Below are 9,621 nucleotides of genomic sequence, written 5' to 3'. Positions count from 1 at the left end.
AGCTGCTTGACCGCATATTGGCTATATCCCCAGAATTAAAGGAAGCCTATCAGATCAAAGATAGATACCTTCTCTTCAATACATACAGCGATTTCAGTAATGCAGAAAAAAATTTCAATGAGATGATGTCATTGATACGAAAATCTCATATTCCTGAAATAGTAGTAATCCATAAAATGTTGAATAACTGGAAAGAAGAAATCATCAATTCTTTTATTCTCGTAGATGGAAGACGGTTGTCGAATGGCATCATGGAATCTCGTAACTCTATTGTAAAACTGATCAAGAAAACGGGTAATGGATATGTGAATTTCGCGCGCTTCCGTAACCGTTGTATGTACTGCATGAACAGAGATGCACTGCCTTGCCTCTCTGATGCACAGCTTCCAATCAGAATGAACGGAAAGAAACGCGGTACCTATAAAAAATAACTATCATGCATACAATGTTTGACATATAAAAAAGAAGTAATTTGTTCATTCCCGAACCTTATTACTTCTTTTTTGAAACCCCACGTTAATTTAGAGCGTAGCAGTTAGATGCTAAAACCCCACAATAATTTAGAGCCTTTTTTCGCTCAACCCCACGTTAATTTAGAGCCCCTAAAAAGTAAATGGGTACTTCTATTTAAGATATTTATAACCGTCGATTTTCATTATGAAGATCATCATCAAATAACTTATCTAAAAACCATCTTGTTCAAGAATTAAACTATTTGTCCATCGGTTGATTTGGTAGCTTTAAATTCGATAAACTTTACTTCTCCACATTCAAAATCCAATGGTAGATTGCGGAAAGAGTCCTGCGGTACATCATGTATATAAGGGTCTGAAGTAGAGAAGATTTGATGGATTTCAGCTACCGTAAAAGGCAATTCACTATATAAATTCTCAGTATGGATATGTAAATGACTGGCTGTATTAATGTTTGTATTACAAATAACCATTAATGCACGATCCTCTAAGACAAAACTATACCCAATGCCAAAATCTTTTGGGGAATCAAACCATACGGGAATACAGCTTTCTTCTTTACTAATGGCATCAAGATATGTATTACGTATTGCGCAACAACGCTCTAATAAAGAAGGTAAAACATTGAGATCCGGCGTACGATAATTAAAATAGTAAGCATCTAAGTAAGCTTGTTGACGGTAGCGGAGATCTTCTTTTGGCAGAGAAGACAAATATTTTTTATCCCCATACTCACTCAACTGCATTGGCTGTACCTCATAGCATTCTACACCATTCATCAACATCGGAATACCATTGGGTAAGAATTGATTCATAACACTTAACATAATCATCAGTTTTCTACCATTTTCCAATGAACATACCCTTCTGGCATCATAAAATTCACTAGCCGCAAACATGGGACAGGCATTGCCTTTTAAACGATATGCAAAGGTATGGAAACGGAAATCCCAAATATTGGTTTCTTCATAACCACTATTTCCACTAATGGCATCAAAGCCTTTTGCAACCCATGCGCTACTATTTTCCATGAGCGTATCTTCTGCAATCATGGCAAAATGACGGTTTCCTTTGCGCGCTGTCTTCACCAATTCCTTTTGCAGTTTTTCAGGTAATAAATATGTTTTTTCTAAATAAATACCATCAACGCCGAGTGTTTGTTGATACCATTGAATGGTTTCATTTAACATATCCCATAAACTACGCAAAGCCTTTTTTCCCGGATGCAAATCATAACGAATGCTGTCTTGCATTAGATAAGGTGCACAATTTGCAGGTAATGCGTTTTTTGGTACATGAATATGAAAATCTTCAAAGAAACGGAATACAGTACCATCTTCATCAATAGGTAAATGTGCATTGATTTGATCTGAGAACATTGGCGCAATCGTGATATGTTCTAGTTTTTCTATAGCAGCCAAATCCATATCCGTAGGCTTTGGTGCATTACGGAAGAAAGCTAGGTGTGCTTTTACATCTTCGCTGCGATAAAAATCTTTCAACGCATACGTATGCGGTATTGTGTTTTGCGGTAGCGCATTACAAATCGGCGCATGATAATTTCGCAATTCATCATTTGTCATCCAATAAAACCATTCCGGATGTTTCTGATAATATGTATTATCTCTGGCAAGCTTACCTGGACAAAATTCTAAAAGAACACGGATACCATGCATATGGCAGGCTTCAATAAATGCTAAGCATTGTTCCAGAACATTTAATTCCGGTACAAGTGGATCATGTAACGTTTCATCTATATCCGTAAAACTACGCACACATTCCTTTGCGGCATACGTATGAGGCGTCTGTGTTTTGCTTAAAGCAAATGGCTGGTGCATAAGTATGGTGTTTATACCCATGCGTTTTAAGTAGGGAATTAATAAAATACTCTTCAAAAAAGTGCCATTATCACTTAAATGATACAAATTATCATGTGGCAATGCATCATCACGATCGTGATCCCATGCCGTGGCAGTACGTACCATGAGGGAATATATACTGGACTTTTTCAGCCAGCTGCCTTTTGAAGCTTTAGCATCTTGAAAAGGAATGCTTTTTTTCACTTTTCCTTGTTCATCCATTAAGATGTGGCGCAAAGTAAAAAGATAAAAGCGGTATGGATTGACCAGAATTTCACGGCTGCGTAAGTTTTTCTTATCCGGATAGCCATACATATTCCATGCATTAGGAATCGCATAATTGTAAATGTCATCGTGGTGGAGTTTCTCTTCTTTCTCTAATGCATGATAAAGTGCTGTAACATGGTTCATTGGAAAACCCCCTTGTCTATAGTTATAGTATAGTATACAAGCAGGAAAAAGCCAAACGAATCTTTGCTTTTTTTCATACGGGAAAGCTTATATAAAGTTATCGCAAATGAAGGATACAGATGATTAAAAAGGCATATGTGAATTCGACAGAATGTGATGATAGAAGTTGTTATACTCAAAACAGGTGAGGACATGAAAAAACTAATTTTGTTAGGTATAACAGCGTTTCTTTGTGCATGTAGTAATGCTTCAAGAGAAAAGATTGAAATGACTGAAAAAGATGCGCATCTGTTGATTCAGGTGGAACATCAGGCATATGCGGATAAATTAAACGATTTATGGAATCGTAGCTATCCGAAACAAAAAGATGCTTTACATTTCGTTGTACAACCTTATTACTTTACCCAGGATATCAAACAAGATATTATCTGGACGAACGATATTGACGCAACTTTTTTAAAAGATAAGCTCATGGAGATAAAGGAAGTGTCATATACATATGATGTGCCAAATAGTTTACAGAGAAAGGAATTAAGCGATTATTATACACCTGTTATTGGGGAGGGACTGGTGTTTTGTTATCGCAAGGATATGTTAGAAAAAAATAAATTGTCGGAAGAAGATCTAGTTAGTTTTGAGCAAATGGCAGAAAGTCATGTACGTTATTATCATAATCATATGGGAGAATATGTATATCCGTTTTTCGCTAAACTACTTCCAGAGGAAACAATTCCATTTACCAATCTTTTTCCTAAAGAGCAGACAATCAAGCAGTTAAAAGCATATAAGGAAATAAATACAAAATTGGATATGCCGGATGATTTGATACAGCAAAAGGATTTTTATAATGGTGATGATTATTTATGTGGCTTACTATCGACAAAGTTTCAGTATGAAAAAAGAGGTGCCTATCAAAATGGTAATCTACATTTCATGGCGATGCCATCTTGGCAAGAAGAAACCATAGCACCGCCGTTTACGACGTTTGGATTTGCCGTAACAAAAGAGTGTAAATACCCGAATACAGCAAGACGGTTTCTAGCTATGGTACGATCGAAGAAAGGGATACAGGCATTATTAGACACTAATATGAAAGTACCTTTATTGTGTAGCGAGGATGTAAAAGATTTCGATATTTATGATCATGCTAAAAAGGAACTCATAGAGGCTGTAAATACAACACAACTATATAATCTGTCAATAATAGAAGAAAATCCGGGAATTACAATGGAAATGTTGATAAACCAAAGTGATTTTACATCAATCTTACAAAACTATATTTGTAGTAAAGATTCCGCAGCTAAAGTTTATAAGGAATTGGTAAAAAATCTAAGGACATGGAGCATAGGTAAATAATAAAAAGTGATGCAACCATCACTTTTTATAAAAATTCATTAGTTCTTATCTTGAACAGTTATATCTATTTCTTTAATCGTATAAGCACCTTCAGAACTTCCTGCAATTACTGAGAAAGTATAAAAATTTGGTACTTCTGTAGAAAACTCACAACTTTGTTTACCGTCACCACAATCAACTTCTATAGAATAACAAAGTTTTTGTGGCCACTTATAATCTTCAACGTGTTTGAATTTAACCTTTTTATCGCTTTGCATTTCATAAACATCCAAGTATTCGTTAATATCAAAATCACTATCTTTTTTAAGTGTTTTTGGTCCGGAATATTTAACAATTGCTTTTATGCGTTCTTCATAAGGCTTGGAGTCAGAATCTTTACTCTTTTGCGTGCAAGCAGTTAGATTACAAAGAAACATAAGAAGGAGCAAAGAAAGTAACACAATTTTCTTTTTATTCATACAAGATCCCTCTCTTTTTGCTATAAATGATAGCAGTTATCTTTTTAATACATGTATGAAACAGAGTTACTGTCTTTTCTAAAGCAGTATCTCAAAGATGATAAACCCGGTAATGATACCTAAAACGAATATACCGATATAATATCCAATATTTTTCTTTTCCATGTTGATCTCTTTTGTTTGATCTAATTATCTTATAGACAAGAATAATCTAATTAGATTTTGTTCATGTCCCAATTTTCTAGGCTTTAATAATTCATAATTTTATTTTTTAAAGAACTCATCAAATACCGCTTTTACTCTTTCTGCTTCTTGCTTATCTTCAATATAAGCATCAGAATTAAACAATACAGGATTCTCTGAAATATAAACAGCTAAAGTTTCATTTGCAGTCGTAGTGATTTTAATTCCCACATACAATTTAGGTTCTACAGCTATAAAAGAGGAAGCACCACCAAGTACCTGATGAAGAAAAGGTTCTGCTTTTCCACGATAATTTGCATGTTCATTTAAAATACTATATTTTTTAATTTCTGATAACTTGTATTCTCCCTGTGTTCCATCTTTAATAGTATAAGTGTTTGAATCTGCGTCAATTACAATACTCCTAAATTCTTTCATCATTTTAACTCCTTTCTAATCCCTATACGTTTAGGATTTTATATCATATTTCTTATTCTATTCATCCCATGGGTATCACATCTCCTAATTAATGTTATGGTTATCTTTCTACATCCATCATACCGCTTTTTTGGGAAAAGACAAGCTTTCTATTGTGAATACCAAAGTTTTAGTGTTTGTTTAGATTGTATACAGCACTTGAACATACACATGGAAAAGCCTCCTACATAATCCGTTATGTAAGAGACTTTCTCGTTGTTTTTATTCATTAAATAAGATATCTTTCATGGTATACGTACCATGGGGCTTGTTTTGGATAAAGCGTGCTGCGCGTAAAGCACCATTCACAAAAATCTGTTTACTATTAGCCGTATGTTTGATTTCCAGAACTTCATCTTCTCCAAGATAGAGGACACTGTGCTCTCCGGCAACCGTACCGCCTCGTACGGCATGAATACCGATTTCTTTTTGTCGTTTGCCAATGAACCCTTCTCTTCCATGTACTTCTTCATAGGCATGATCCTTGTTCAGAATATCGACAAGCATCTTTGCTGTGCCGCTAGGTGCATCCTGTTTTTGATTGTGGTGTGCTTCTATGACTTCCATGTCAAAACTATCTTCTAACAAGGGTGTCACCATCTTAAGAATTTCCTGCATGACAGCAATACCTAGTGAGAAATTTGCTTGAAAGACAATAGGGGCATACATACCTAAAGCATTGATTTCTTGTTTCTGCATATCACTATGTCCGGTCGTTCCACAGATATAAGGCGTATGATGCTCCTTCACATAAGGGGCAATCCACTCTAAATTGGCGGGATGTGAAAAGTCGATAATCGCATGCAGTTCTTCTTGCAGTGTTGATAAATCAGGTTTCTGAGTACCATCGGCAATCATTACCACCTGCATATCTTCTTGTTTCTGAATACTGTCGACAACCAGTCTTCCCATCTTGCCAAAGCCTGCGACTAGAATATTTAGCATAAACCTTTCTCCTTCATTTTAGCAGCTAATACCTCTTTATGTTCTTCTGACATTTCACATAACGGCAGACGATATCCACCAACCTGTTTGCCCATCAGATTCAAAGCTTCTTTGACAGGAATCGGATTGACTTCAATAAATAAAGCGTGAATGAGATCTAAATTATCTAACTGTATCTGTAAGGCTGTATCTACATCATGATGTAAATATGCCATCACCATATCGTGTGTTTCTTGTGGCATCACATTTGCCAATACAGAAATCACACCACTGGCACCTAAAGATAATAAAGGAACAATCATGTCATCATTTCCAGAATACATACGGAAATCATCATTCAGATAACGGGCGATATTTGTCGCATAAGCGATATTTCCGCTTGCTTCTTTAATACCGCAAATATGTTCATGTTTACTTAATACGGCAACGGCTTCTTCAGAGATACTGCAACCTGTTCGGCCAGGAATGTTATACATGATGATTGGTGTATGAACGGCATCGGCTACGGCCAGAAAATGCTGAATCATTCCACTGGCATTGGCTTTGTTGTAATATGGGGAAATGACCAGTAAGGCATCGGCTCCCATTTCTTCATACTTCAAGCTTTTTTCAACAGCTGTCTGTGTACAGTTAGAGCCACTGCCGACAATGACCGGGATTCGCTTGTTAATCGTTTGTAAGGTAAATTCGACGACAGCATCATCTTCCTCATGCGTCATGGTGCTGCTTTCACCGGTCGTTCCTAAAACCAGTATACCATCGGTATGATTGGCAACATGCCATTCTAATAATTCGTGTAACTTTTCAAAATTGACACTTCCATCTTCATGGAAGGGTGTGATAAGTGCTACAATACTTCCCTTAAGATCAAATTTCATGATGTTCTCCTTTCACCTTTCGGTGTTTTGTTATAAATAGATTAAAGATCAAAGGCTTCCCCTAAGACTTCAATTGCTTTCTGTTTATCTTTTTCCTCTATGGTCAATGAGATAGAAATCTCACTTGATGTTATCATGTAATATCGAATATTATGTGCATTTAAGGTACTTAATACTTTTGCCGCTATACCACTGTGTGTGGAAATGCCGACACCGACGACCGAAAGTTTCACAAAGCCCAACAGACGGGAAATCGGATATTTGGAATTTAACTCATCGATATGCTTTAAAATGGTATCCGATTGTTTTTTATTACAGTAAAATGAAAAGTTAACTTTACCATCATGCGTCAACTGTTGCGATATTGTATCTAAATTGATATCTAATTTGGCAATCAGTGTGAACAACTCGCCAAGAAAGATACCATCATTGGGAAGATCGTTCACCCGCATAATTGCATAATCTTCCTTGATACTAATACCGGTAATCGGCATATCTTCCAGATTTTTCGTTTTTTCCATAATAAACGTCCCCTTACTTTTATCTTTCTCTAAGGCTTTTCCTAAGAATAGGCGTACATTGTATTTACTAGCCAGCTCTACACTGCGTGTTTCCAAAACACCGGCGCCCAAACAAGCCATCTGCATCATTTCATTATATGTGATTTCTTTTAAACGTTTGGCTTTTGGATACATTCTTGGATCAATGGTATAAACACCATTGACATCGGTATAAATATAGCAGTCCCAGCCAAGTTTGGCAGCTAAGGCGACGGCCGTTGTATCACTGCCGCCTCTTCCTAACGTCGTAATTTCACCATGCTCGGTAGCTCCTTGAAAACCAGCCACCACCACAACCTTTCCATCGTCCAGGTGTTTTTGTAAATTGGTGATGTCAATATCTTTAATACGCGCATGTGCATGATGATGGCTGGTAATGAAACCACATTGATATCCGGTTAAGGAAATCGCCGGTATTCCAAGTGCATCAATCGCCATGGCTAATAGGGTAATCGTTCGCTGTTCACCGGTAGATAAAAGGGAATCCATTTCTCTATCATTGGTATGACCACCTAATGCCGTTGCCATTTCAATAAGCTTATTTGTGGTTTTTCCCATGGCACTAGCTACCAGAATCACATTGTGACCAGCCTCTTTCATTTCTTTGACATGCTGAGCAATAGCGCGTATCTTATCCAGATCGGCTACGCTTGTTCCTCCATACTTCTCTACTATATTCATACGTTGATGACCTCATTACATTCTAAGTCCAACATGTTTTCATAGCTTTCTTTTTTAATGACGACACGGGCATGGCCATCTTTTACGAAAACGACTGCCGGACGTCCCAGCTTATTATAATTGCTGGCCATACTATAGCCATAGGCACCGGTCGTATAAATAATTAGCAGATCATTTTGTGATATCTTTGGCAATTTGGCATTCTCAATCAAAATATCTCCTGATTCACAGCATTTTCCGGCAATTGTTACGGTTTCTGTTTTTTCTTCCTGCATGCGATTGGCGATATCACAGGCATATTCTGCCTGATACAATGCTGGACGAATATTATCACTCATACCGCCATCGACAAAGATATACTTCTTATGCTCTGTTTGTTTTTGATAACCGACACGATATAGGGTACTGCCAGCTTCTGCTACGATGCTGCGACCTGGTTCAATCATAATTTTTTCGATGTTTAATTGTTGTTTGGCATTTTCTTTCTTACAAGTATCTAAGATAGTATGACAAACATCTTGTAAAGGAATAGGATGATCGGCATTCGTATAAAGTGCCGCAAAGCCGCCGCCTAAATTTAAAGCTGAGATATGAATATCATATTCAGTTTGCATTTCTTTTGTAAATTGCATGAGCTTTTCAATTTCCGCTACATAAGCCTGTTTATCAAATATCTGGGAACCGATATGGGAGTGATAACCAAGAAAAGTAATTTCCGCAACGCTTGTTAATGTATGGATCATGGCGGCAATTTCTTTTTTCTTGGTGATAGAAATGCCAAACTTACTATCTAAATGGGCGGTCACAATGTATTTATGTGTATGTGCTTCAACACCTGGATTTACTCTTAACATGGTTTTGATGCTGCGGCCACTGCGTTTTACGGCTTTTACCAGCATATCGCATTCCATCGCATTATCGACAATGATTGTTCCAACACCATAGTCTAAGGCCATCATGATTTCATCATAGGATTTATTATTGCCATGAAAATATACACGTTCCATAGGAAATCCAGCTTGTTTTGCGGTATATAATTCACCACCACTGACGACATCTAAGGACAAACCGTATTGCGCGACCAGTTCTACCATGGCTTTACAGGAAAACGCTTTGGATGCATAGAGTACTTCTGTTTTAAAAGTATCTGATTGAAATAATTCATGAAAACGGCTAAGCTTTTCCGTTATTTTATTCTCATCATAAATATACAAAGGGGTCTGGCAAGCCGTCGCAAGCTGTTCTACAGACACGCCTTGGATGTGTAAAACGTTATCTTTCATCATTCATCACCTCGTTAAAAAATGCCAGTAGGATAATGACCTTACTGGCATGTGAAA

General features: G+C 36.9%; 9 protein-coding genes. 2 read left to right on the top strand and 7 right to left on the bottom strand.

The window, feature by feature from the left end; genetic code table 11:
- Nucleotides 1–431: transposase (locus LI241_RS13065; RefSeq protein ID WP_227160461.1), on the top strand; the 431-nt coding region annotated here is incomplete at its 5' end.
- Nucleotides 432–706: 275 nt separating this feature from the next.
- On the opposite strand, the gene LI241_RS13060 is transcribed toward LI241_RS13065, so the two are convergent.
- On the bottom strand, nucleotides 707–2,743 hold the full coding sequence (locus LI241_RS13060) for a maltodextrin glycosyltransferase (RefSeq protein WP_008691065.1): 2,037 nt from the start codon (nucleotides 2,741–2,743) through the stop codon (nucleotides 707–709).
- 192 nt (nucleotides 2,744–2,935) lie between these two features.
- On the opposite strand from LI241_RS13060, the gene LI241_RS13055 reads away from it, so the two are divergent.
- A complete protein-coding gene (locus tag LI241_RS13055; RefSeq protein ID WP_017144527.1) occupies nucleotides 2,936–4,099 on the top strand; it encodes an extracellular solute-binding protein in 1,164 nt (387 codons plus the stop codon).
- A gap of 38 nt (nucleotides 4,100–4,137) precedes the next feature.
- Here LI241_RS13055 and LI241_RS13050 read toward each other — a convergent pair whose 3' ends face one another.
- The 6 genes from LI241_RS13050 to lysA all read right to left on the bottom strand — a co-directional run bounded on the left by LI241_RS13050 (nucleotide 4,138) and on the right by lysA (nucleotide 9,567).
- The gene (locus LI241_RS13050; RefSeq protein WP_008691067.1) at nucleotides 4,138–4,557 is read right to left on the bottom strand and encodes a hypothetical protein; all 420 of its coding nucleotides are present in this window, start codon (nucleotides 4,555–4,557) and stop codon (nucleotides 4,138–4,140) included.
- Nucleotides 4,558–4,821: 264 nt separating this feature from the next.
- Nucleotides 4,822–5,181 (bottom strand): hypothetical protein, encoded by a 360-nt coding sequence (locus LI241_RS13045; RefSeq protein WP_213540149.1) that lies wholly within the window; start codon nucleotides 5,179–5,181, stop codon nucleotides 4,822–4,824.
- A 258-nt stretch (nucleotides 5,182–5,439) separates the two neighbouring features.
- A complete protein-coding gene (gene dapB / locus LI241_RS13040; RefSeq protein ID WP_008691069.1) occupies nucleotides 5,440–6,162 on the bottom strand; it encodes a 4-hydroxy-tetrahydrodipicolinate reductase in 723 nt (240 codons plus the stop codon).
- On the bottom strand, nucleotides 6,156–7,040 hold the full coding sequence (dapA, locus tag LI241_RS13035; RefSeq protein ID WP_008691070.1) for a 4-hydroxy-tetrahydrodipicolinate synthase: 885 nt from the start codon (nucleotides 7,038–7,040) through the stop codon (nucleotides 6,156–6,158). The genes dapB and dapA overlap by 7 nt, the downstream gene beginning before the upstream one ends.
- A 41-nt stretch (nucleotides 7,041–7,081) precedes the next feature.
- Nucleotides 7,082–8,281 (bottom strand): aspartate kinase, encoded by a 1,200-nt coding sequence (locus LI241_RS13030; protein WP_008691071.1) that lies wholly within the window; start codon nucleotides 8,279–8,281, stop codon nucleotides 7,082–7,084.
- Nucleotides 8,278–9,567, bottom strand: a complete 1,290-nt coding sequence (lysA, locus tag LI241_RS13025) for a diaminopimelate decarboxylase (protein WP_213540150.1) — start codon at nucleotides 9,565–9,567, stop codon at nucleotides 8,278–8,280. Before lysA ends, LI241_RS13030 begins: the two co-directional genes overlap by 4 nt.
- Between the last annotated feature and the right edge of the window lie 54 nt (nucleotides 9,568–9,621).

The sequence above is a fragment of the Longicatena sp. 210702-DFI.1.196 genome (assembly GCF_020563125.1).
Lineage (GTDB): Bacteria > Bacillota_I > Bacilli_A > Erysipelotrichales > Erysipelotrichaceae > Longicatena > Longicatena caecimuris.
The sequence above is the reverse complement of the archived record's forward strand: the minus strand, read 5'-3'. Positions and strand labels throughout refer to the sequence as shown.